General features: G+C 72.5%; 20 protein-coding genes. 15 read left to right on the top strand and 5 right to left on the bottom strand.

What is annotated here, in order from left to right:
* Window positions 1-105: 105 nt before the first annotated feature.
* Window positions 106-453, bottom strand: coding sequence for an SCP2 sterol-binding domain-containing protein (locus HHX37_RS19020; RefSeq protein WP_182874457.1), 348 nt, complete (start codon window positions 451-453; stop codon window positions 106-108).
* 265 nt (window positions 454-718) lie between these two features.
* On the opposite strand from HHX37_RS19020, the gene HHX37_RS19015 reads away from it, so the two are divergent.
* From HHX37_RS19015 to HHX37_RS18955, 13 genes are all read left to right on the top strand, one after another.
* On the top strand, window positions 719-985 hold the full coding sequence (locus HHX37_RS19015) for a hypothetical protein (RefSeq protein ID WP_182886237.1): 267 nt from the start codon (window positions 719-721) through the stop codon (window positions 983-985).
* A gap of 121 nt (window positions 986-1,106) precedes the next feature.
* Window positions 1,107-1,916, top strand: coding sequence for a TlyA family RNA methyltransferase (locus HHX37_RS19010; RefSeq protein ID WP_117410447.1), 810 nt, complete (start codon window positions 1,107-1,109; stop codon window positions 1,914-1,916).
* A gap of 122 nt (window positions 1,917-2,038) precedes the next feature.
* Window positions 2,039-2,959: an NAD kinase gene (locus HHX37_RS19005; RefSeq protein WP_182886273.1), complete on the top strand. Its 921-nt coding sequence runs from the start codon at window positions 2,039-2,041 to the stop codon at window positions 2,957-2,959.
* 289 nt (window positions 2,960-3,248) lie between these two features.
* Window positions 3,249-5,021, top strand: a complete 1,773-nt coding sequence (gene recN / locus HHX37_RS19000) for a DNA repair protein RecN (protein WP_182886236.1) — start codon at window positions 3,249-3,251, stop codon at window positions 5,019-5,021.
* Between the two features lie 274 nt (window positions 5,022-5,295).
* Entirely contained in the window at window positions 5,296-6,492 is a 1,197-nt protein-coding gene (gene steA, locus HHX37_RS18995) for a putative cytokinetic ring protein SteA (RefSeq protein WP_259403582.1), read from the top strand.
* Window positions 6,489-7,472, top strand: a complete 984-nt coding sequence (locus HHX37_RS18990) for a copper transporter (RefSeq protein WP_165900947.1) — start codon at window positions 6,489-6,491, stop codon at window positions 7,470-7,472. Before steA ends, HHX37_RS18990 begins: the two co-directional genes overlap by 4 nt.
* Window positions 7,473-7,600: 128 nt before the next feature.
* Window positions 7,601-8,569: a hypothetical protein gene (locus HHX37_RS18985; protein ID WP_244301993.1), complete on the top strand. Its 969-nt coding sequence runs from the start codon at window positions 7,601-7,603 to the stop codon at window positions 8,567-8,569.
* A 55-nt stretch (window positions 8,570-8,624) separates the two neighbouring features.
* Entirely contained in the window at window positions 8,625-10,451 is a 1,827-nt protein-coding gene (gene murJ / locus HHX37_RS18980; protein ID WP_182886235.1) for a murein biosynthesis integral membrane protein MurJ, read from the top strand.
* Window positions 10,448-11,557 carry a glycosyltransferase family 4 protein gene (locus tag HHX37_RS18975; protein ID WP_310740438.1) on the top strand — a complete coding sequence of 370 codons (1,110 nt, stop codon included), beginning with the start codon at window positions 10,448-10,450 and terminating at the stop codon, window positions 11,555-11,557. Before murJ ends, HHX37_RS18975 begins: the two co-directional genes overlap by 4 nt.
* Window positions 11,558-11,856: 299 nt before the next feature.
* Complete coding sequence (locus HHX37_RS18970; protein ID WP_182874462.1) at window positions 11,857-12,870, top strand: TerC family protein; 1,014 nt, start codon at window positions 11,857-11,859, stop codon at window positions 12,868-12,870.
* A 125-nt stretch (window positions 12,871-12,995) separates the two neighbouring features.
* Window positions 12,996-13,670 carry a phosphatidylserine decarboxylase gene (locus HHX37_RS18965; RefSeq protein WP_396776064.1) on the top strand — a complete coding sequence of 225 codons (675 nt, stop codon included), beginning with the start codon at window positions 12,996-12,998 and terminating at the stop codon, window positions 13,668-13,670.
* Window positions 13,657-14,508 carry a CDP-diacylglycerol--serine O-phosphatidyltransferase gene (gene pssA, locus HHX37_RS18960; RefSeq protein WP_111699345.1) on the top strand — a complete coding sequence of 284 codons (852 nt, stop codon included), beginning with the start codon at window positions 13,657-13,659 and terminating at the stop codon, window positions 14,506-14,508. Before HHX37_RS18965 ends, pssA begins: the two co-directional genes overlap by 14 nt.
* A 100-nt stretch (window positions 14,509-14,608) precedes the next feature.
* Entirely contained in the window at window positions 14,609-14,905 is a 297-nt protein-coding gene (locus HHX37_RS18955) for a hypothetical protein (RefSeq protein ID WP_150934603.1), read from the top strand.
* Window positions 14,906-14,915: 10 nt separating this feature from the next.
* Here the strand turns inward: HHX37_RS18955 and menC are convergent, their stop codons facing one another.
* The 4 genes from menC to HHX37_RS18935 form a co-directional block, all read right to left on the bottom strand.
* On the bottom strand, window positions 14,916-16,016 hold the full coding sequence (gene menC, locus HHX37_RS18950) for an o-succinylbenzoate synthase (RefSeq protein WP_182886234.1): 1,101 nt from the start codon (window positions 16,014-16,016) through the stop codon (window positions 14,916-14,918).
* Between the two features lie 64 nt (window positions 16,017-16,080).
* The gene (locus tag HHX37_RS18945; RefSeq protein ID WP_182880801.1) at window positions 16,081-17,499 is read right to left on the bottom strand and encodes a gluconate:H+ symporter; all 1,419 of its coding nucleotides are present in this window, start codon (window positions 17,497-17,499) and stop codon (window positions 16,081-16,083) included.
* Window positions 17,500-17,558: 59 nt separating this feature from the next.
* Window positions 17,559-18,203, bottom strand: coding sequence for an MBL fold metallo-hydrolase (locus HHX37_RS18940; protein WP_111699341.1), 645 nt, complete (start codon window positions 18,201-18,203; stop codon window positions 17,559-17,561).
* A 12-nt stretch (window positions 18,204-18,215) separates the two neighbouring features.
* Window positions 18,216-19,037, bottom strand: a complete 822-nt coding sequence (locus HHX37_RS18935; RefSeq protein ID WP_182880800.1) for a maleylpyruvate isomerase family mycothiol-dependent enzyme — start codon at window positions 19,035-19,037, stop codon at window positions 18,216-18,218.
* Between the two features lie 268 nt (window positions 19,038-19,305).
* On the opposite strand from HHX37_RS18935, the gene uvrA reads away from it, so the two are divergent.
* Complete coding sequence (gene uvrA, locus HHX37_RS18930) at window positions 19,306-22,146, top strand: excinuclease ABC subunit UvrA (RefSeq protein WP_182874467.1); 2,841 nt, start codon at window positions 19,306-19,308, stop codon at window positions 22,144-22,146.
* A gap of 178 nt (window positions 22,147-22,324) precedes the next feature.
* Window positions 22,325-22,750 carry a Rieske (2Fe-2S) protein gene (locus tag HHX37_RS18925; RefSeq protein WP_182874468.1) on the top strand — a complete coding sequence of 142 codons (426 nt, stop codon included), beginning with the start codon at window positions 22,325-22,327 and terminating at the stop codon, window positions 22,748-22,750.
* The last annotated feature ends 148 nt before the right edge of the window (window positions 22,751-22,898 follow it).

Raw genomic sequence — 22,898 nt, 5'->3', positions numbered from 1 at the left:
TTCGGCCCGGGCGGCGCCGGTCCGAGAAGACCGGAGTCCGGGAAGACGGAGTCCGAGAAGAGCGGTCCGGGAAGAGCGGGGCCTGGGAAGGGAGCGCCGGAGGCGTCAGAGGAGCTTGCGGAGACGGAGGAGGTCGCCGAGGCTGGCGTCGATCTTGACACGGCCGCCGAGCAGCGCACGGCCCATGTCGAGCTCGCCGTTCACCATGGAGATCAGGTCCTCGCTCTTCAGCGTGAGCTTGACCTCGGCGGGCCTGCCGTCCTCCGGCGGCACCTCCTTGAACGGGTCGAGGCCGTTCCGGTGGAGGCGGCCGAAAAAGGTCACGCCGAGGTCGGAGATGCGGCAGGCGAGCCTGCGTTCGACGACGTGTTTGGCCCGGTCCTCCGCGCTTATGCCGTCGAACTGCTCGACGAGCTTGTCCAGCGCCGCCCGGCACTCCTCGACGGTCGCCATGCGCCTGCCTTTCTCCTCACGGACCGTGTTCTCCCGCGGGCCGCGTGCGGGCCACGGGTCGCTGATGCGATTCCTCCTACCACCGACAGTAGGCCCTTCACCGGCCACCCGCGCGGAATCGAGGCCGAGTCGCCGGTCGGCGGCACCGCGAAGTCTCCGAGGGACGGGCGGATGGGACGCGATCGTCGGCCGGGTCCGATAGCGTCGGGACGACCGGCAGCCGCAGGCGGCGGTGACGGGCAGCCGATCGGAGCAGGAAGGGACCATGACGGACAGCGATATCGCGCCGGGGGAGCCACCCGCCTCGGGCACCGACGGCGTGCGGGCCGCGTTGTCGCCGCTCGGGGAGCTGGCGCAGACGCCGGTGTCCGGGCACGTGGGCGTCTTCGAACGGGTTCTCACGGGCCTTGAGACGGTGCTCGCGTCCGTCGAGGACTCCGGCGGAGGGGAATCCGGCAGAGCGGACTCCCGCGTGGGGGGCCTGGGCGGGCAGCCGGCCGAGGCCGGGACGCTGCGGGAGAGCCACCGGTGAGGGCGATCCAGGTGCCGGCGTCCGGCGGTGGCCGGAAGCCCGCCGTGTGTTCGAGCGCCATGCGTCGGCCCGCCATGCGTCTGCCCGCCGCACGGCGGGGCGCCGTGCCGGGGCGGGCCGGGTGAAGCGCGTCCGGCTGGACAGCGAGCTCGTGCGCCGCGGGCTCGCCCGGTCCCGCGAGCAGGCGGCGCAGCTCATCGACGCTGGCCGGGTGAGTGTGAGCGGACGTGTCGCGGGCAAGGCGGCCACCCAGGTGGACACCGCCGCGCCCATCGTCGTGGCGGAGACGCCGGAGGGCCCGGACTACGTGTCCAGAGGGGCGCACAAGCTGCTCGGCGCGCTGCGCGCCTTCGCGGGCCTGAGCGCCGAGGGGCGCCGCTGCCTCGACGCCGGCGCCTCGACCGGTGGGTTCACCGACGTGCTGCTCAGGCATGGCGCCGCGCACGTCCTCGCGGTCGACGTGGGGTACGGCCAGCTCGCCTGGTCGTTGCGCACCGACCCGAGGGTGACGGTGATGGAGCGGGTGAACGTCCGTGATCTGACCCCGGAGATGGTCGGCGAGCCCCCGACGCTGGTCGTCGGAGACCTGTCCTTCATCTCCCTGCGCCTGGTCCTGCCCGCGCTGGCGGCCTGCGCGGCCGCGGTGGCGGACTTCGCGATGCTGGTCAAACCCCAGTTCGAGGTGGGCAAGGACCGCGTGGGCGCGGGCGGCGTCGTACGCGACCCGGCTCTGCGGGCGGAGGCGGTGCGGGACGTCGCGGTCGCCGCCCGGTCGCTGGGCCTCACCGTCAAGGGAGTGACGGCGAGCCCGCTGCCCGGGCCGTCGGGCAACGTGGAATACCTGCTGTGGCTGGGGAAGGGACCGGGACACGACCCGGTTCCCGACCTCGACGCGGCCATCGGCACGGCGGTCGCGGAGGGTCCCCAGTGAGCGCGGGCGGCGAGAGCGGGCGCGGGCCTGAGAGCGGGCGCGGGCGGCGAGGCGTGGAGACGACGAGCACGGTGAGCGGCACGGTCAGCGGTACGGGGGGCACGGGAGGCACGGGAGACGTGGTGGACGACCGGGCGGACGCCAAGAGGACCGTCCTGGTCACGGCGCACACGGGCCGGGAGGCGGCGGTGCGCAGCGCCCGGCTGGTCATGGAACGGCTGATCGCGGCGGGTGTCAACGTCCGGGTGCTGGACGACGAGGCCGAGGAGCTCGGCTGCGCCCTGGCCGAGGTGGTCCCCGAGAACGGGGCCGCCTCGCAGGAGGCCGAGCTGATCATCGTCCTGGGCGGTGACGGCACCCTGCTGCGGGCCGCGGAACTGGCGCGCCCGGCCGGGGTGCCGCTGCTGGGGGTGAACCTCGGCCATGTGGGCTTCCTCGCGGAGGCCGAGATGGAGGACCTCGCGTCCGTGGTGGACCGGGTGGCGGAGGGGCGCTACGAGGTCGAGGAGCGCATGACGATCGAGGTCGTCGTGCGCCTGAACGGCTCGGTGCTCGCGCGGACCTGGGCGCTCAACGAGGCGTCGGTGGAGAAGAAGGACCGCATGCTGGAGGTCGTGGCGGAGATCGACGGCCGGCCGCTGTCCCGATGGGGCTGCGACGGCGTGATCTGCGCGACGCCCACGGGGTCGACGGCGTACGCGTTCTCGGCGGGCGGGCCGGTCGTCTGGCCCGAGGTGGAGGCGCTGCTGCTGGTGCCCAACAGCGCCCACGCGCTGTTCGCCCGGCCGATGGTGGTGTCTCCGAGATCCACGCTGGCGGTGGAGATCCTGCCCGACACCAGCGCCGGAGTGCTGTGGTGCGACGGCCGCCGCCGCTTCGACGTGCCGCCCGGCGCCCGGGTGGAGGTCCGCAGGGCCGACGTGCCCGTACGGCTCGCCCGGCTGCTCGGCGTGGAGACCACCGGCGCGCCCTTCACCGACCGCCTGGTCGCGAAGTTCGACCTGCCCGTCCAGGGCTGGCGCGGCCGGGTCCGCTCCGGCTGACCAAGACCGGCTGACCAAGACCGGCCGACCAAGACGGGCCGACCGCAGGCCGGCTGTGCCAAGACCGGCTGACCGCGGAACGGGTGACCATGGAACGGCCGGCCGCGGAACGGCTGACCACAGATCGGCGACGGAGTCGCGGCGGTTGATGGTGATTTGCCCGTTGACCAGCGGTTCTTTGTCCACAGATTCTCGTTCGGTTCGCGGTCCCGACTCGCCGTCCTCGAAAATCTTGACGAGTTACGCGTAGGATCTCTGGCGGGTTCGGTCGGCATTACGGGAGGGACCAGTGCGGCCACGGGTCGAGGAGGTCCGCATCCAGGGGCTCGGCGTGATCGACGAGGCCGTTCTGGAGCTGTCACCCGGATTCACCGTCGTCACGGGTGAGACGGGCGCGGGCAAGACGATGGTCGTGACCGGTCTCGGCCTGCTGTTCGGGGGGCGGGCCGACCCCGCCAGGGTGCGCCCGGGCGCCGACAAGGCGCTCATCGAGGGCACCCTCGTGATCGAGGCCGAGGGGCGGGTGGCCCAGCAGGTCGGCGACGTCGGCGGCGATGTCGAGGACGGGCAGCTCATCATCTCCCGGTCGGTCTCGGCCGAGGGCCGCTCCCGCGCCTGGCTCGGCGGCCGTGCCGTACCGGTCGGGACCCTCACCTACATCGCCGACGACCTCGTGGCCGTGCACGGGCAGATGGATCAGCAGCGCCTGCTGCAACCGGGCAGGCAGCGCGCGGCGCTCGACCGTTACGCCGGAGACGAGCTGGTCAAGCCGCTGCGCGCCTACGAGCAGGCGTACAAGCGGCACAAGCAGGTGGGCGACCTGCTCCGCGAGCTGACCGAGAAGGCCAGGGAGCGGGCGCAGGAGGCCGACGTCCTGCGGTTCGGCCTGGAGGAGATCGAGAAGGCCGAGCCGAGGCAGGGGGAGGACGTCGAGCTCAAGGAGGAGGCCGAGCGGCTCTCCCACGCCGACGCGTTGCGCACCGCCGCCACGACCGCCCACGCGGCGCTGCTCGGCGACCCCATGACGACCGCGCAGGACGTGCAGGACGCCGTGTCGCTGCTCGGCCACGCGAGGACGGCCGTGGAGTCCGTGCGCGACTTCGATCCCGCGCTCGCCGGGCTGGGCGAACGGCTGGCTGAGGCCGGTTATCTGGTCTCCGACGTGGCGACCGAGCTGGCGGCGTACGCCGAGTCGGTCGAGGCCGACCCGGCACGGCTCGCCGCGGTGCAGGAGCGCAGAGCCACGCTGAACGGCCTCATGCGCAAGTACGGCGAGGACGTCTCCGCCGTGCTCGCCTGGGCGCAGCGGGCCGCTGAGCGGCTGACGGAGCTCGACGGCGACGACGACCGCATCGAGGAGCTGACCCGGGAGCACGGGGAGCTCGGCGGGCGGCTCGCAGAGCTGGCCGGGGAACTGACCGCCATCCGGACCGCCGCGGCCGAGCGTTTCGGCGATGCGGTCACCAAGGAGCTGACGGCTCTCGCCATGCCGCACGCGCGGGTGAGCGTCGCCATCACCGCCGCCGGCGAGTTCGGGCCGCACGGCGTCGACGAGGTCGAGCTCCGCCTGGCCTCCCATCCCGGCGCGCCACCGCTGCCGCTGACCAAGGGGGCCTCGGGCGGCGAGCTGAGCCGGGTGATGCTGGCGATCGAGGTGGTGTTCGCGGGAGCCGACCCCGTCCCGACGTTCGTCTTCGACGAGGTCGACGCGGGCGTGGGCGGCAAGGCGGCCGTGGAGATCGGCAGGCGGCTGGCCAAGCTGGCCCGCACCGCCCAGGTGATCGTGGTCACCCACCTCCCGCAGGTCGCGGCGTTCGCCGACCAGCACCTCGTGGTCGAGAAGGCGAGCGACGGCCGGGTGGTCCGCAGCGGCGTGGTGGCGCTCGACCGGGAGGGCCGCGAGCGGGAGTTGTCGCGGATGCTGGCCGGTCTGGAGGACTCCGAGCTCGGGCGGGCGCACGCGGCGGAACTGCTGTCCATCGCCGCCGCCGACAAGGGCGCCTGGGAGAAGGAGGCGTCGAAGGCGGGCCGGGGCTCCGGCCGGCGGGCCGCCGCCGGCTGACCTGGCATCCCGTATGCGCTGACCTGGCCGTTCCCGTACACTCGGCGGGGCGCGCCGGGGGGTGGCGTTTGGGTCAGGGCGCGCCGGGAAGCAGTCAAGCCCCGGGGCACGAGGGGGCGGAGGAACGGGGGACGGACGTCGTCACGAGACAGGTGCGCGGGCCAGGACGCCCCCGGTTCGGCACCTCGGCAACATCCCTGACTTGCGGTGACAATTCAGACGAGCCTTGGGGTGTGGAAGCGTGGCGGTCTCCGCCTCTGGCAGGATGGTCATGATGAAGGTCCCGAGCTTGAGCGTTCCGGGCCTCCGCCGCAGGAAGGTCGAGGGCCTTCCCGGGGTGTCGGCAGTGGCGAGAATCGACAGACGGACGAAGAGGCTGACCAAGCGCCTCCAGCCCGGTGAAATCGCGATTATCGATCACGTCGACATCGACCGGGTCAGCGGGGAGGCTCTCGTCGCGTGCGGCGTGGCCGCCGTGGTGAACGCGGCCGCCAGTATCAGCGGCCGCTATCCCAACCTCGGGCCGCAGATCCTGATCGACGCGGGCGTCCCCCTGATCGACAGCGCGTCGCCGGAGCTGTTCGAGCGGATCGCCGACGGCGACGTGATCCGCGTCCACGACGGCATGGTCTACCTCGGCGACGAACTGGTCGGCAAGGGGGAGCCGCAGACCGCCGAGAGCATTGAAGCGGCGATGACCGAGGCCCGGGCGGGCCTCGCCGTCCAGATCGAGGCGTTCGCCGCGAACACGATGGAGTACGTCCGGCGCGAGCGCGACCTGCTCATCGACGGAGTCGGCGTCCCGGACATCCGCACCTCCCTGGAGAACCGTCACGCCCTCATCGTGGTGCGCGGTTACCACTACAAGGAGGACATCGCGACGCTCCGGCCGTACATCCGGGAGTACCGGCCCGTGCTCATCGGCGTGGACGGCGGCGCGGACGCCCTGCTGGAGGCGGGCTACATCCCCGACATCATCGTCGGCGACTTCGACTCGGTCTCGGAGAAGGCGCTGCGCTGCGGCGCCGAGCTGGTCGTCCACGCCTACCGGGACGGCCGGGCGCCGGGGCTGGAGCGGGTGCACCGGCTGGGCCAGGAGGCGGTCGTGTTCCCCGCGACCGGGACAAGCGAGGACATCGCGATGCTCCTGGCCGACGACAAGGGCGCCACGCTGATCGTCGCGGTCGGCACGCACTGGACGCTCGACGAGTTCCTCGACAAGGGCAGGTCGGGCGCGGCGAGCACCTTCCTGACCCGGCTGCGGGTGGGCAGCAAGCTCGTGGACGCCAAGGGCGTGAGCCGGCTCTACCGCAGCCGGATCTCGACCCCCTCCCTGCTGCTTCTCGTGGCCACCACACTGGTCACGATCGGTGTGGTGATCTCGGTTTCGCCGATCGGCCAGGTGTGGCTGAACGGTCTGCGCGTGGCCTGGAACGGCTTCATCTTCTGGTTGGTCGGACTCTTCTCGTGATCGATTTCCGCTATCACCTCGTCTCCATCGTGGCGATCTTCCTCGCGCTCACGGTCGGGATCGTGCTGGGCAGCACCGTGCTGGAGCCCATGTTCTTCAAGTCGGCCGAGGAGATGACCGCGTCCCTGCGGAAGGCTAACGAGAGCAACCTGGCCCAGATCTCGCAGCTGCAGAGCCGCGAGGAGGGCTCGGACTCGCTGATCACCGCGCACCTGACCGACCTCGTACGCGGCCAGCTTCTCGGGGAGCACGTCCTGCTCGTCGAGGCGCCGGGCGCGCCGGCCGCGATGCGCGACGCGGTCGAGAAGCTCGTGACCGGCGCGGGCGGCGTCTACAGCGGCAGGATCAGCCTCACCGAGAAGTTCATCGAGGCGGACCAGGCGAGCCTCGTCGACGGGCTGGCGGCCACCCTCGCCCCGCCCGGCACGACGTTCCCCGACGGCGCCTCGCCGTACGACAAGGCCGCCGCGATACTCGCGAGCGCGGTCGTGACCAACGACCGCGGGCAGGCGGGCCGGACCAACGCGGCGGCCGCCGGAGTCCTGGAGGCGTTCCAGTCCGGCGACTTCCTCACGGTGAGCGGCAAACCCGAGGAGCGGGCGACGATGGCCATCGTGCTCGCGCCGGCCCAGCCGTACGACGGGGAGGACGCCGAGCGGGAGACGAACGCCGTCGTCTCGGTCGCGGCCGGTCTCGACAGCGGCGCTCTCGGCACCGTCCTCGCGGGCACCGCCAACGCCTCCGCCGCGGGCGGGGTCATCGAGGCCCTGCACGACACGGGAGGCGTGGCCTCCGCCGTCTCGACCGTCGACACTCTCGATTTCGCCGCGGGCCGGGTCGTGGTGGTCTACGCTCTGCGGGAGCAACTGACCGGCCGCTCGGGCGCGTACGGGATCGGCAGCGGGGCCACGGCGTTCGAACCTTCGGTGACGCCGCCCAGCCAGAGCCCGACCCCCACCCCGGCGGGCAGCCGGGGCTGAACCGCCGCCCACGCGCCGTCCGCACGCCGGGCGGGCGAGGACGGAAGCCCGGCCGGCCGGCACGACTTGAGTACGAAGCACAAGCGGCACGACCAGCACGACCCAGTACGCAGAGAAGGGGAACAGCCGTGGCCATACGTCCCCAGGCCGGCACCCGCGCCGCCGCGGCGGCGGGCGCCGCCGTCGGTGCGGTGCTCGGCGCCGTCGCGGCCCGCGCGGCCTTCGCCGCCTTCCGGCGCAGGCCGCCCATCGGCGACGAGAAGACCGCCGACGAGTACTGGACGCGGGTCAACCACCGGGGAGAGCCGGTCACGCTGCTGGAGGGCCCGGCGTTCGCGGCCGGCGCCGTCGCCGCGGCCGCTCTCGCCCCCGGCCTGTCCATGCGGGCCCGCGCGGCGGCGGTGCTGGCCGGGGCGGGCAGCGGGGTCCTCGGCGCCTACGACGACCTTTTCGGCACGAACTCGTCCAAGGGCTTCAAGGGACACCTGACCGCCCTCGCGCGGGGCGAGGTGACCAGCGGCGCCGTCAAGATCCTCGGGATCGGCGCCACCGGCCTCGCGGCGGCCGCGCTCGCCCCGTCCCACGGAGGCGTCCCGGCACGTTCCAGGCGGGGAGCGCTGGGATGGTCCGCCGACACGCTCGTCGACGGGGCGCTGATCGCGGGCAGCGCCAACCTGGCGAACCTGTTCGACCTGCGGCCCGGCCGCGCCGTCAAGGTGGGTCTGCTCGCCGGGGTCCCGCTGCTGGCCGCGTCGATCGCCGCGCCGTACGGCCCGCGCTCCCGGCAGGCCGCCGCGCTGACCGCGGTGCCGCTCGGCGCGGCGGTGGCGCTGCTGCCGGAGGACCTGGGCGAGCGGGCGATGCTCGGTGACGCCGGGGCGAACGCGCTCGGCGCGCTGCTCGGGCTCGCCGCCACGGCCCGGCTGAACCGGCCCGCGCGCCTGGCCGCCCTCGCCGCCGTCGCCGGGCTCACCGCCGCGTCCGAGAAGATCAGCTTCACCAAGGTCATCGCGGGCAACCCGGTGCTCAACCGCCTGGACATGCTCGGCCGCCGCGCTCCGCAGCCCGCTCCCGGCACGCCGAGGCCGCTCGGGTGACCTGGAGCTCCACCCATCGGCCAGGCCGTCAGGCGCGACGTACGGCGACCGAGCCGTGAGCAGACGGCTCGGAGCGGGGATCGCGGGGGCCGCGATCCTCATCGGGGTCATCACGGTCCTGGCGCGGGTGACGGGGTTCGCCAAGCAACTGGCCTTCGCGCGCACGGTCGGCACGAACTGCCTGGCCAGCGCGTACTACACGGCCAACAACGTGCCCAACATCATCTTCGAGGTCGTCGTGGGCGGCGCGCTCGCGGGCATGGTGGTGCCCGTGCTCGCCGGAGCGGCGGCCCGCGCCGCCGGCGACGGCACCGTGGCCAGCCCTGTGGGCAGCCCGGCAGGCGGCCCGGCCACCACGGCCGGAGCCACGGCGGTCGTCAACGCCACGGTGACCGGCAGGACGGGCGGCGGAGCGACTGTCACGACGACCGGTAAGGCGACCGGCAGGACGACCGGCACGGGCCGGGACCGGGCCCGCGACGAGGCCGGGTGGATCGCCTCGGCGCTGATGTCCTGGGTGCTGGTGCTGCTCGTGCCCCTGGGCGTGCTGACGGCGCTGGTCGCCGGGCCGGTGGCGGGGCTGCTCGCCCGGGTGCAGGGGTGCGAAGCCGGTCAGGTCGCCGCCGTCGCCGCGCGCATGCTCGTCGTCTTCGCCCCGCAGATCCCGCTGTACGGCATGGCCGTCGTCCTGTACGGGGTGTTGCAGGCGCATCGCCGCTTCTCGGGCCCGGCGCTGGCGCCGCTGGTGTCGAGCGTGGTGGTGATCATCGCCTATCTGGCCTTCGGGCCGCTCAGCGGCGGCCACCGGGAGCCCGCCACCGTGCCCCGCCCGGCCGAGATCGCGCTGTCGGCGGGAACGACGCTCGGCGTGCTCGCCCTCGTCCTCACCGTGGTGTGGCCCACCTGGCGGCTCGGCCTGCGATGGCGGCCCACCCTCCGCTTCCCCGAGGGCGTCGCCGCGCAGGTGCGGCGGCTGGCCCTCGCCGGGCTGAGCGCGCTGGTCGCCCAGCAGGTAGCCGCGCTGATCGTGATCCCGCTGGCCAACCGGATCGGCGGGGGCGCCCTGCCGGCGTACAACTACGCCTGGGCCGTCTACCAGGTGCCGTACGCCGTGCTCGCGGTGCCCATCGCGACCAGCGCGTTCCCCGCGCTCGCCGCCCGGGCCCACGGCGGGGGCGAGGGCTTCGCGGCGCTGTCCGCGCGCACGACCCGGGCGGTCGTGCTGGTCTGCGGACTCGCGGCCGGCGCGCTTGCCGCGGTCGCCGAGCCGGTCGCGCACGTGTTCCTCGCCCGCGCCGACGCCGCCGTCGGCGCGGCGGAGTTCGCCCGGGGCATCGCGCTGTTCGCGCCCGGCCTGATCGGGTACGGGCTGACGGCCCATCTCAGCAGGGTCCTGTACGCCACGGGACAGGGCAGGGCGGCCGCCCGGGGGGCGGTCGCCGGATGGCTGCTTGTGGCCGTGGCCCAGGTGGCGCTGGTCTTCCTGCTGCCGCGGGGCTGGGGGCTGGGGGCGCTGGCGCTCGGCCAGGCGGCGGGCATCACGGTGGGCGCCGCGCTGCTGCTCGCCTCGGTCGTGCGGGCCCGCGGCCCGGAGGCCGTACGCGGAGTCGCCCGGGCCGGTCTCGCCGCCCTGCTGGGCGGGGGCGCGGGCTTCCTCGCCGGAGCGGCGGCCGCCCGGCTTCCCCTGGGCGACGGCGGGCCGTGGGGCGGCCTGCTGACGGCGGTTCCGGCGGGCCTCGCGGCGGTGGCCGCGGGGGTCGCCGTCGCCGCGCTCGTGGACCGCGCCGACGTGACCGCCGCCCTGTCGGCGGTGCGCCGGCGCGGGACGGACCGCAAGCAAGACGCTCACCCGGGCGCCCATCAGGGGGAGGACACGACGTGAGCCGCATCGTTCTCGTGCTGGGATCGAGCGCCGGCGGTGTGGCCCGGCACGTGCGGATGCTCGCCGGGGGCCTGGTCGCACGGGGCCACCGGGTGCTGGTGGCGGGGCCGCTCGACACCGAGAAGGCCTTCGGCTTCACCGGAGCCGGAGCGGACTTCGCCGAGGTCCGGATCTCCGACCGGCCGCACCCCGCCCGCGACCCGCGGACCGTCGTCCGCCTGCGCGGGCTGACGCGCGGCGCGGACGTCGTGCACGCCCACGGTCTGCGGGCCGGCGCGCTGTCCGCGCTCGCCCTGACCGGCTCGCGGGGCTGGCCCCGCCTGGTGGTCACCCTGCACAACGCCGTCACGGCGGGAGGTGCGATCGGAGGGGTGTACCGGGTCCTCGAACGGATCGTCGCCCGCCGGGCTCACCGCGTCCTGGTGGTGTCACCCGACATCGGCGAGCGCATGCGAGCCGGGGGAGCCGCGCGGGTGGACCCGGCGGTGGTGCCCGCGCCGCCGCTCGCCGAGCCCGGCCGGACTCCCGGGGAGGTACGGGCCGAGATCGCCGCCCGCCTCCCGGCCGACGTGGCCGACCCGGCGCTGCGGCCGATCCTGCTCACCGTCGCCCGGCTGGCCCAGCAGAAGGGCCTGGAGACGCTGCTCGACGCGGCGGCCGGGCCGTACAAGGGCGACCCGGTCTTCGTCATCGCGGGCGACGGGCCGCTGCGCGAGGAACTCCAGGCGCGGGTGGACGCCGAGGAACTGCCCGTCGTCCTCTACGGCTGGGCCGAGCCGGCCGACCTGCTCCAGGTCGCGACGGCGGTGATCGTGCCCAGCCGGTGGGAGGGCCAGCCGCTCAGCGTGCAGGAGGCGCTGCGGGCGGGACGGCCGGTCATCGCCACCCGCGTCGGCGGGGTGCCGGAGATGGTGGGCGACGCCGCTCTCCTGGTGCCCCCACAGGACGCGGGCGCGCTGAGCCGGGAGATCGGCCGCCTGCTCGGCGATCCCGCGCTGGCCGCCCGCCTCGCGCAGGCGTCCGTACGGCGAGGCCGGGAACTGCCCGACGAGAACGCGGCGCTCCGGTCGGTCCTCACGGCCTACGGGCTGCCGACGGCGGAGTAGCCGGCCCGTCCGGCCGGCCTCCGCGGCCTGCGGTGGCGCCGGGGTGAGACCTGTCTGGCCCGGCAGCCAGGGGAGACCGGCCCGGACGTGAGGAGGGCGTCTCCCCGGCGGCCACGGCGATACGGACAAGGATTAGGCGCGGCCAAGGCTGATTCATATACTGGACCGGTTGGGGGGGAGTATCCCTTCGCGGCGGTTCCGTCATCACGGTGTATGCACCCGGGGCCGTCGGTCCGCTGAGCGCGTGCGGGCGGGAGAGACCTCCGGCAGTGTGTTCAGCGCGCGTGCCGGAGGTTGATGTGGTACATGCTCCTTGGTGGTTGTGGGCCCTGGTCATCGTGGGTCTGCTCGTCGTGATCGCCGTCGACCTGTGGATCGTCGACCGTGGTGAACCCCGCGAGTTCTCGATGCGCCAGGCCGGGATCTGGGTGGGCTTCTACGTATCCCTGGCGGTGCTGTTCGGCATCGGCCTGACGGTGTGGGCCGGCGCCGGCACCGGAGGTGAGTTCTTCGCGGGCTACCTGACGGAATACAGCCTCAGCGTGGACAACCTGTTCATCTTCTACGTGATCATGACCCGGTTCGGGGTGCCCCGGATCTACCAGCACAAGGTGCTGCTGGTCGGCATCGTCCTCGCGCTCGTGATGCGCGGGATCTTCATCGCCGTCGGCGCCGCCGCCCTCGACCGGTTCGGCTGGCTGCTCTACGCGTTCGGGGCCTTCCTCATCTACACCGCGTACACGCTGCTCAGGGATCACAACAAGAACGACGAGGAGTTCAACGAGAACATCCTGCTGCGCTGGGCGCGCCGGGTGTTCCCCACGACCTCCGACTACGTCGGCTCCCGGGTGACGGTGCGGGTGGACGGCAGGCGCATGGTGACGCCCATGCTGATCGTGATGATCGCCATCGGCACCACGGACCTGCTGTTCGCCCTCGACTCGATTCCGGCGATCTTCGGCCTCACGAAGGCGGCCTTCATCGTCTTCTCCGCGAACGCGTTCGCCCTGATGGGACTGCGTCAGCTCTACTTCCTGCTCGGCGGGCTGCTCCAGCGACTGGTCTACATCAGCTATGGTTTGGCGTTCATCCTCGGTTTCATCGGGGTTAAGCTGATTCTCGAAGCGCTCCATGAGAACGAGGTCTCCTGGGCTCCGCAGATCCCCATCTGGGTGTCTCTGGCGGTCATCTGCGTGACGATGGCCGTGACCACTCTCGCCAGTCTGGTCAAGGCCCGTCGCGATGAGAAAGCGGTACCTCCGGCGGCAGGCTCCCCGGCGGAGGCCTCCCAGGCGGAGGCCCCCCAGGGCTAGCGAAACGGGTACATAACCCTGTTTGCTTGTTCTCGTTGTGCCGCATATTGACCGCCGGATCGGTAATATCGATCGTTAGCTCGCACGCCGGTTCATAGTCGCCTGGAAGAGTACAAAGGTCACCTGTGTCCAACGAATCGTTGCCCCGCGGCCCTGTATCCGGGACCGCGGACAGTCCCCGCGGCCGGGTCCGGCTCGCCCGCGGGGTGTCCCCGTGGCTGGCTCCGACCGCCGCGGCGGCGGCCGTCACCGCCGTTCTCACCCGCAGGTCGCCCCGCTGGGCGCTGGCGGCGGCGCCGCTGGCCGCGCTCACCGGCGGAATGCTGTGGTTCTTCCGCGACCCCGAGCGCGCGCCGGGCGAGGGGCGGCTCATCTCGCCCGCCGACGGCGTCGTGCAGAGCATCGATCCCTGGCCCGACGGCCGTACCCGGGTCGCGATCTTCATGAGCCCGCTGAACGTCCACGTCAACCGGGCGCCCGCGGCCGGCACGATCACCTCGGTCGAGCACGTGCCCGGCGGGTTCGTGCCCGCGTTCAACAAGGACAGCGACAAGAACGAGCGCGTCGTCTGGCACTTTGACACCGCTCTGGGCGACATCGAGATGGTGCAGATCGCCGGCGCAGTCGCCCGCCGCATCGTGCCGTACCTGTTCGCGGGCGCGAAGGTCGTCCAGGGCGAGCGGGTGGGGCTGATCCGTTTCGGCTCCCGGGTGGACCTCTACCTGCCCGAGGGCATCGCGCCGGCGGTCACCGTCGGCACCCGAACCGTCGCGGGGGTGACTCGCATTGACAACGTCTGATCTCGGGTCCGGATTCGGCGCCGGAGCCGCGTGGCCGGTGGAGGAGGTGGACGACGAGCCGCGCGGGCCCGTCGGCAAGGCCTTCCGCCTGTCCGCCGCCGACTCCCTGTCGCTGGGCAACGCGCTCAGCGGCTTCCTTGCCGTCTGCGTGCTCGCCTGGTCGGCGATCAGCAGCCTGCAGGCCAACGTGAAGTTCGCCCCCGACCCCCGCTTCTTCGGCACGGCCGTCGTGCTGCTGCTCGTCGGCGCGACCTGCGACCTGTTCGACGGCCTGGTGGCCCGGAAGTTCCGCGCGTCCGCCATGGGCGCCGAACTGGACAACCTCGCCGACGTGATCAGCTTCGGCTTCGCGCCCGCCTTCATGGTCATGATCTGGGCTGGTTTCTCCGGGAAGCTCCCGCTGTGGCTGGTGCTGGTCGCGGCCGGGTCGATCCTGCTCGCCGGCGTCGTACGGCTGGCCCGCTTCGCCTGCGTGAAGACCAAGAGCGGCGACTTCATGGGCCTGCCCATCCCCATGGGCGCCATGACCGTGGTGTCGATCGTGCTGCTCTTCCAGCCCAACTACCTCACGATCGCGGGCATCATGGCGGTGGCCTGGCTCATGGTCAGCCGCATCGAGTATCCCAAGCCGAAGGGCAACCTGGCCGCCGTCGTGCTGGCCTGGATGCTGATCAACGTGGCCTGCCTGACGATCTGGGCCGCCCAGCTCGCCGGGGGCGACCAGCTCATCAGGGTCGGCGCGACCATGCAGATCGCGATCGTGTCCGCCATCCCGCTTCGCGTCCTCATGTTCAAACACAAGCGGCGCAGGGAACGACGCTCGGTGAACGCGGGCTGACGTCGTCGCACGAACAGGGGCCCCGGTCGGCTGGGGCCCTTTCATCCGGGCCCGGCCAATCACGTGGATACAACGCCTATTCCATTGGAGCCCGGTCGCCATGCCTCGTGAGCACACCCGCACGTACTTCCTCGGCAAGCTGGCCAGGGAGCTGGAACTACGCGGGCTGGAGGCGTCCCTGCGCCCCGATCCGCCGTCGTTGAAGGTCCGGGACCCCGACGCGGCGCTGTTCTCCGAGACCGTGGACTGCGTCGCCATGCCGGACGGCTGGTTCTACCGCTGGTCGTGGGGCGACGTGGTGGAGAGCGCGGAGGAGCCCGCCCTCGCGGCCGACCGCATCGTGAAGGTGTTCACCACCGGCGAGCCGAGGCCGCACCCGGCCCTGGGCGACGCCTGAGAACCGCCGATCAGAACGGGATCCACTCCGTCGCGGTGGTGACCTCGTCGAGGACGTCCGGGATGGGCTCCACGCCCAGGCCCGCGCCGGCCGGCACGTCGAGGTGCCCGCCGCTCAGCTCGAACGGCGGGGTGACGTCGGTGCCGAAGTAGCGGCGGGACGCGGAGGTGTCCCCGGGCAGGGTGAACCCCGGCAGCGCCGCCAGCGCCACGTTGGCCGCCCGGCCGATCCCGGTCTCCAGCATCCCCCCGCACCAGACCGCGACGCCGTGGGCGCGGCACAGGTCGTGGATGCGCCGCGCCTCCAGGTAGCCGCCCACCCGGCCCGGCTTGACGTTGACCACCGAGCACGCGCCGAGGGTGATCGCCGCCGCCGCGTGGGCCGCCGACTCGATGGACTCGTCCAGGCAGATCGGCGTACGGAGGGTGCGGGCCAGCCGGGCGTGCTGCACGAGGTCGTCGTCGGCGAGCGGCTGCTCGATCAGCAGCAGGTCGAAGGCGTCCAGCCGGGCCAGGTGCCGGGCGTCCGCGAGTGTGTAGGCCGCGTTGGCGTCGACCTGGAGCAGCAGGTCCTCTCCGAACCGCTCCCTGACCGCGCGGACCGGCGTCACGTCCCAGCCCGGCCCGATCTTCAGCTTGACCCGTACGTATCCCTCCTCGACGTACGCCGCCACGGTGTCGAGGAGTTCGGCGACCGACCCGGTGATCCCGACCGAGACTCCGCAGGGGACCCGGTCACGGGTGGCGCCGAGGTAGTGGCCGAAGGACTCGCCGGTGATCCGCAGCGAGGCGTCGAGCACGGCCGCCTCCAGCGCCGCCTTGGCCATGCGGTGCCCCCGGATCGGCGCGAGGGCCGGGCCGACGGCCTGCGGGTCCGCCGTGCGGGGCAGCGCCGGGATCAGGAAGCGCCGCATCACGTCGGCCGCGCCGTCCACGTACTCGGAGGAGTACAGCGGCTCGGACATCGCCACGCACTCGCCCCAGCCCTCGGCGTCCGGGGTCACGACCCGGACCAGCAGGACGTCGCGGGTGGTCTCGGTGCCGAACGAGGTGCGGAACGGCGCGACGAGCGGCATCGCGATCCGGCGCAGCTCGATTCCGGTGATCTGCATGTGGGCCCGGCTCCAGGGGATGGACGGTGTGCGCCGACCACTATACGGACGTGCCGGAGAGGGCTCAGACGACCAGGCCGAGCAGGAGCACGCAGCAGAACGCCACCACGGAGATGATCGTCTCCATGATCGACCAGGTGCGTATCGTCTGGCCGACGGACATGCCCAGGTACTCCTTGACCAGCCAGAAACCAGCGTCGTTGACGTGGGAGAAGAACAGCGACCCCGCGCCGATGGCGAGCACGAGCAGCGCGACGTGCGCGGGGGAGAGCCCGGCGGCGAGCGGGGCGGCGATCCCGGCCGCGGATATGGTCGCGACCGTGGCCGATCCGGTGGCCAGCCGGATGCCGACGGCGATCAGCCAGCCGAGCACCAGCACGGGCACGTTCGCGCCCTGCGCCGCCTCGCCGATGACCTTGCCCACCCCGGAGTCGACCAGGGTCTGCTTGAACCCGCCGCCGGCGCCGACGATGAGCAGGATCCCGGCGATCGGCGGGAGCGAGTCGGCGATCGTCGAGGAGACGCCGCCTCGGCCGAGGCCCGCCGGGCGGCCGAGCGTGAACATCGCCACGATCACCGCGATCAGCAGGGCGATCAGGGGGGTGCCGAGGACCTCCAGCGCGGTGCGCACGGCGTCGCCCTCCGGCATGACGATCTCCGCGACGGCCCGGCCGAGCATCAGCACGACCGGCAGCAGGATCGTGGCCACCGTGACGCCGAAGGACGGCCTGCCGCGCTCCCCGTCCCCGGGCCCGGGGGTCTGCTCGCGTTCGAGGCGCTCGGGCGGCGCGGGCTCCACCCATCGGGCGGCGAACCGGGCGAACAGCGGACCGGCCACGATCACGGTCGGGATCGCGACCAGCAGCCCCAGCCCGAGCGTGAGCCCGAGGTCGGCCTTGAGCGTGTCGATCGCGACCAGCGGCCCGGGATGCGGAGGCACCAGGCCGTGCAGCACGGACAGCCCGGCCAGCGCGGGAACCGCGATCAGCAGCAGCGGGCGCGAGCTTCGCCGGGCCACCAGCAGGATCACCGGGATCAGCAGGACCAGCCCGATCTCGAAGAACATGGGCAGCCCGATGAGCACCGCGATCAGCGTCATCGCCCAGGGCAGGGCGCGGTCGCCGGTGCGGCGGAGGATCCCGTCGACGATCTCGTCGGCTCCGCCCGAGTCGGCCAGCAGCTTGCCCAGCATGGCTCCGAGCGCGATCAGCACGCCGACCCCGGCCACGGTGGAGCCGAGACCCGCGGAGAAGCTGTCGATCAGCTTCTGCGGCGCCATGCCCGCCACCAGCCCCAGCGTCCCGGAACCGATCGCGAGGGCGAGGAACGGATGCGCGCGGAGCTTCGTGATCAGCAGCACGATGACCGCGATGCCGGCCAGGGCGGCGAGGATCAGGCGGGTGTCGTGGCCGGTCCACGCGGCCGCGCCCGGCAGGGTCGCCTCAAGAGGGGTGGACGCGAGGCTGGTTATCGGGGAAGTCATCGGGGGCTCCTCAGACGGTCCGTGCGGTCACCGCTGCCCCGCAGGAGCCCCCCGAATCATCACCAGCCGCGGGCCCGCCACTCGGGCAGGTGCGGCCGCTCGGCGCCGAGCGTGGTGTCGCGGCCGTGACCGGGGTAGACCCACGTCTCGTCCGGCAGGCGGTCGAAGACCCGTTCCACCACGTCCGTGAACAGCTGCTCGAACCGCGCCGGGTCCTTCTGGGTGTTGCCGACGCCGCCCGGGAAGAGGGAGTCGCCGGTGAACAGGTGGCGGTCCTGGTAGAGCAGCGCGATCGAGCCGGGCGTGTGGCCGCGCAGATGGATGACGTCCAGCGTCACCACCCCGACGGTCACCCGGTCGCCGTGCCCGACCTCCAGGGTCGTCTCCACCGGCAGTTCGGGGGCGTCGAGCGGGTGGGCGACGGTCTGCGCGCCGGTGGCACGGGCGACCTCCTCCAGCGCACCCCAGTGGTCGGGGTGCCGGTGGGTGGTCACGATGGAGCTGATCGGCATGTCGCCGATCAGGCCGAGCAGCCGGTCCGGTTCGGCCGCCGCGTCGATCAGCAGCCCGTCGCCTGTGTCCGTGCAGCGCAGCAGGTACGCGTTGTTGCCGAAGTCGCCGACCTCGATCTTGGAGATGGTCAGTCCGGGGACCTCCCGCACGTCGGCGGCCCCGCCCTTGGTGACGTTTCCCGTGTAGCTCATCGTCGCTCCCTTCTATTGGGCCGGCGGCCAGGTCGCCGGCGGCTCGGCGGGCAGTCCCTCCGGGGCGGACTTCGGCCAGGGCGGTGCGGCCGGCGGTCCGTCCGGGACCTGCCCCGGCAGTGCGCCGTCCTCTCCGGGGAGAGTGCCGGCCGGGGCGAGCCGCAGCCGCTCGCCGGTGGTCCTTCCCGCGAGCCAGGCGAGCAGTTCGCGGGGCGATCCCTCCACCGAGGGGCCGTCGCCGAGGTCCGTCCACACACCCGCGATCACGCCGGTCTCCGGTTCCCGCGCGACGACCACGCCCGCCGGGCAGCTTCCGCCGAGCCAGCGCAGCGTGTCGTGGAGCTCCCGGCGCACGTACGTCTCGGGCCAGTCGGCCCATCCGTAGCCTGCCCCGAGGTCGGCGTGGTGCACCTCGATCTCCCTGAGCCGGCGGACGGGGACGTACCACGCGGGATGCTCGGGCGGCGTCATGGCGGAGACCGGCGCGGCCCAGGCGGCGGCGGGCATGCCCTTGACCGCCGCGGCGAACCGCTCGGCGCTGTCCCGCAGATCGGCGACCTGCTCCCCGGCCGGGCGCGCGGCGCCCGCCTCGATGCCGGCGTCGCGCGCCGCCGCGGAGGGGTACTGCGGCGTGCGGACCCCCGTACGCGCCCAGGTGAGCAGATTGACGCAGCTGTCGGCGTTGCGGGCGACGTGGGTGAGCACGTGCCCCCGGGTCCAGCCGGGCAGCAGCGAGGGCGCGCGGAGATCCTCGTCGGTGAGGCGGGCGGCGGTCGCCAGCAGGCGCTCCGTCGCGTCGGCCAGCTCTCGCTCGATTTCATCGATGACGGACATGGAGGAAATCATGCCCCCGGCGCCTCCTGCCGTTCCGCACGGCCCACCCGGGAAGAGCGGGGCGTCTCCGGCGGTTGTATGAGCAGGGGTTTCGCGCGGAACGCGGGCGGGGGTTTGACGAAGCTCATACCCTGGTGACGGAGCGTGTCCCTGGACAGCACGCGGGACCGCCCCCTCCGGCCGCCGGACGACGTCCCCTGGAATTGTCGGTGGCTCTGGATAGCCTGCCCGTGCACCTCCATCAACTCATCGACTTATCGGGACCACCGTGGCTGACCGCCTGATCGTGCGTGGCGCACGCGAACACAACCTGAAGGACGTCTCGCTCGACCTCCCGCGAGACGCTCTGATCGTATTCACCGGGCTCTCGGGCTCCGGCAAGTCCAGCCTGGCCTTCGACACGATCTTCGCCGAGGGGCAGCGGCGGTACGTGGAGTCCCTGTCCGCCTACGCGCGGCAGTTCCTGGGCCAGATGGACAAGCCCGACGTGGACTTCATCGAGGGCCTGTCGCCGGCCGTCTCCATCGACCAGAAGTCGACCAGCCGCAACCCCCGCTCCACCGTCGGCACGATCACCGAGGTCTACGACTACCTGCGGCTGCTGTGGGCCCGCATCGGCAAGCCGCACTGTCCCCAGTGCGCCCGCCCGATCGCCCGCCAGACCCCCCAGCAGATCGTCGACCGCGTGCTCGAACTGGAGGAGGGCACCCGGTTCCAGGTGCTCGCCCCGATCGTGCGCGGGCGCAAGGGGGAGTACGCCGAGCTGTTCCGCGAGCTGCAGACCAAGGGATACGCGCGGGCCCGCGTGGACGGCACGATCGTGCGGCTGGAGGAGCCGCCGACGCTCAAGAAGTACGAGAAGCACGACATCGAGGTCATCGTCGACCGGCTCTCGGTCAAGGAGGGCGCGCGGCGCCGGCTGACCGACTCCGTCGAGACCGCGCTGCAGCTGTCCGGCGGCACGATCACCCTCGACTTCGTCGACCTCCCGGACGACGACCCCAACCGCGAGCGCTTCTACTCCGAGCACCTCTACTGCCCCTACGACGACCTGTCGTTCGAGGAGCTGGAGCCGCGGTCGTTCTCGTTCAACTCGCCGTTCGGCGCCTGCCCCGAATGCACCGGCCTCGGCACCCGCATGGAGGTCGACCCCGACCTCCTCGTGCCCGACCCCGAGCGCACGCTCGGCGACGGCGCGATCAGCCCGTGGGCGAACGGCCACACCAGCGACTACTTCGTCCGCCTGATCGAGGCGCTCGGCAACGCGCTGGGCTTCGACCTTGACACCCCGTGGGAGCGGCTGACGAAGAAGGCGCGCAAGGCGATCCTGCACGGCCACGACGAGCAGGTGCACATCCGCTACAGCAACCGGTACGGCAGGCAGCGCTCCTACTACACCGACTTCGAGGGCGTGATCCCCTGGGTGCAGCGCCGGCACGCCGAGTCGGAGAGCGACGCCAGCCGGGAGCGGTTCGAGGGCTTCATGCGCGAGGTGCCCTGCCCGGCCTGCCAGGGCCGCCGCCTCAAGCCGGTCTCGCTCGCCGTGACCGTCGGGGACACCTCCATCGCCGAGCTCTCGGCGATGTCGATCGCCGAGTGCGCGAGGTTCCTGACCGGCCTGCGCCTCTCCGAGCGTGACATGCACATCGCCGAGCGGGTGGTCAAGGAGATCAACGCGCGGCTGGGCTTCCTGCTCGACGTGGGCCTCGACTACCTGACGCTCGACCGCGCCGCCGGCACGCTGGCGGGCGGCGAGGCGCAGCGGATCCGGCTGGCCACCCAGATCGGGTCGGGCCTGGTCGGCGTGCTGTACGTGCTGGACGAGCCGTCCATCGGCCTGCACCAGCGCGACAACCAGCGCCTGCTGGAGACGCTGATCCGGCTGCGCGACATGGGCAACACGCTGATCGTGGTCGAGCACGACGAGGACACCATCGCCGCCGCCGACTGGGTGGTCGACATCGGCCCCGGCGCGGGCGAGCACGGCGGCCAGGTCGTCGTGTCCGGCACGGTGCCGGAACTGCTCGCCAGCGAGGAGTCGCTGACCGGGGCGTACCTGTCGGGCCGCAAGGCGATCACCATGCCGGAGATCCGGCGCCCGCGCGACCGCAAGCGGCAGCTCGTCGTGAAGGGCGCCCGCGAGCACAACCTGAAGGGCGTGGACGTCGAGTTCCCGCTGGGCGTGTTCACCGCGGTCACCGGCGTCTCGGGCTCGGGCAAGTCGACGCTGGTCAACGACATCCTGTACGCCGCGCTGGCCAAGGAGCTGAACGGCGCGAAGACCGTGCCAGGACGGCACTCCCGGGTGGCCGGCACCGACCTGGTCGACAAGGTCGTCCACGTCGACCAGTCGCCGATCGGCCGGACGCCGAGGTCCAACCCCGCGACGTACACCGGCGTCTTCGACCACGTGCGCAAGCTGTTCGCGGCCACGGCCGAGGCGAAGGTCCGCGGTTACCTGCAGGGCCGGTTCAGCTTCAACGTCAAGGGCGGGCGCTGCGAGGCGTGCTCCGGCGACGGCACCATCAAGATCGAGATGAACTTCCTGCCGGACGTCTACGTCCCCTGTGAGGTCTGCCACGGCGCCCGGTACAACCGGGAGACCCTGGAGGTCCACTACAAGGGCAAGACGATCTCCGAGGTTCTCGACATGCCGATCGAGGAGGCGCTGGAGTTCTTCGAGGCGATCCCCGCCATCCGCCGCCACCTGCAGACGCTGAACGACGTCGGGCTCGGGTACGTACGGCTGGGCCAGCCGGCCACGACGCTGTCCGGCGGTGAGGCGCAGCGGGTCAAGCTCGCCTCCGAACTGCAGCGGCGCTCGACCGGCCGCACCGTGTACGTGCTGGACGAGCCCACCACCGGTCTCCACTTCGAGGACATCCGGCGGCTGCTCGGGGTGCTCAACCGGCTCGTGGACGCGGGCAACACGGTCATCGTCATCGAGCACAACCTCGACGTCATCAAGACCGCCGACTGGATCGTCGACATGGGCCCCGAGGGCGGCTCCGGGGGCGGCACCGTCGTCGCCACCGGCACCCCCGAGGAGGTCGCGAAGGTCGAGGAGAGCCACACCGGCGCGTTCCTCAGGAAAATCCTGGGCGTATGAGAGTTCGTCTCATGATTCCTCCCTACTCTTTCCGCTCGGACGACGTCCCCCTGGAACGACCCGCTGAACCGGCCACGGGGTGAGGGCCGTACCTGGACACACAGGGGTGACGCGTCACGCAAGGGGAGAACCCGGGACGGACATCCGTCCCGGGCCGCGGTACGAGGGAAGGAAAAGCATGACGGATTCGACACGCCGGGCCGTGATCTTCAGTGCCGGAGGAGCCGGGCTGGCGGCGGTCCTGAGCGCGTGCTCGGGCGGCGACAGCACGGCCACGTCCGAGGCGGCTCCGGCGGACGGCCAGGCCGCGGCGGGCGGCGGGGAGATCGCGAAGACCTCCGACATCCCGGTCGGGGGCGGCAAGGTCTTCAAGGACCAGGACGTCGTCGTCACCCAGCCGGAGGCCGGCACGTTCAAGGCGTTCAGCGCGACCTGCACCCACAAGAGCTGCCCGGTCGGGAGCGTCGCGAACAACGAGATCGTCTGCCCGTGTCACGGCAGCAGGTTCAGCGCCAAGGACGGGTCGGTGACCAACCCGCCGGCGAACAAGCCCCTCGCCGAGAAGAAGATCACGGTGAGCGGCGACAGCATCACCCTCGCCTGAGCCGCGTGCGGGCCGGTGGCGGCCGTCGCGCGAGATCGCGACGGCCGCCGCGGCTCATGGCGCCCCTGGGTGGACGCACCCCGCGAGACTGTTGATCTACAACGTAAAGGCGTCGTGCCGGAACGCCGCAGGGATCGCCGGGGCGGCG

The organism is Microbispora sp. H10885, assembly GCF_014161415.1.
Lineage (GTDB): Bacteria > Actinomycetota > Actinomycetes > Streptosporangiales > Streptosporangiaceae > Microbispora > Microbispora triticiradicis.
Note: the sequence above shows the minus strand (reverse complement) of the source record. Positions and strands in the feature narration are given on the sequence as shown.

Excerpts from the sequence above, each read along its gene's own strand:
- HHX37_RS18945 (WP_182880801.1), bottom strand. The coding sequence starts at position 17,499 with ATGACTTCCCCGATAACCAGCCTCGCGTCCACCCCTCTTGAGGCGACC.
- HHX37_RS18955 (WP_150934603.1), top strand. The coding sequence starts at position 14,609 with ATGCCTCGTGAGCACACCCGCACGTACTTCCTCGGCAAGCTGGCCAGG.
- HHX37_RS19020 (WP_182874457.1), bottom strand. The coding sequence starts at position 453 with ATGGCGACCGTCGAGGAGTGCCGGGCGGCGCTGGACAAGCTCGTCGAG.
- HHX37_RS18925 (WP_182874468.1), top strand. The coding sequence starts at position 22,325 with ATGACGGATTCGACACGCCGGGCCGTGATCTTCAGTGCCGGAGGAGCC.
- steA (WP_259403582.1), top strand. The coding sequence starts at position 5,296 with ATGAAGGTCCCGAGCTTGAGCGTTCCGGGCCTCCGCCGCAGGAAGGTC.
- menC (WP_182886234.1), bottom strand. The coding sequence starts at position 16,016 with ATGCAGATCACCGGAATCGAGCTGCGCCGGATCGCGATGCCGCTCGTC.
- HHX37_RS18935 (WP_182880800.1), bottom strand. The coding sequence starts at position 19,037 with ATGTCCGTCATCGATGAAATCGAGCGAGAGCTGGCCGACGCGACGGAG.
- HHX37_RS19015 (WP_182886237.1), top strand. The coding sequence starts at position 719 with ATGACGGACAGCGATATCGCGCCGGGGGAGCCACCCGCCTCGGGCACC.
- HHX37_RS18940 (WP_111699341.1), bottom strand. The coding sequence starts at position 18,203 with ATGAGCTACACGGGAAACGTCACCAAGGGCGGGGCCGCCGACGTGCGG.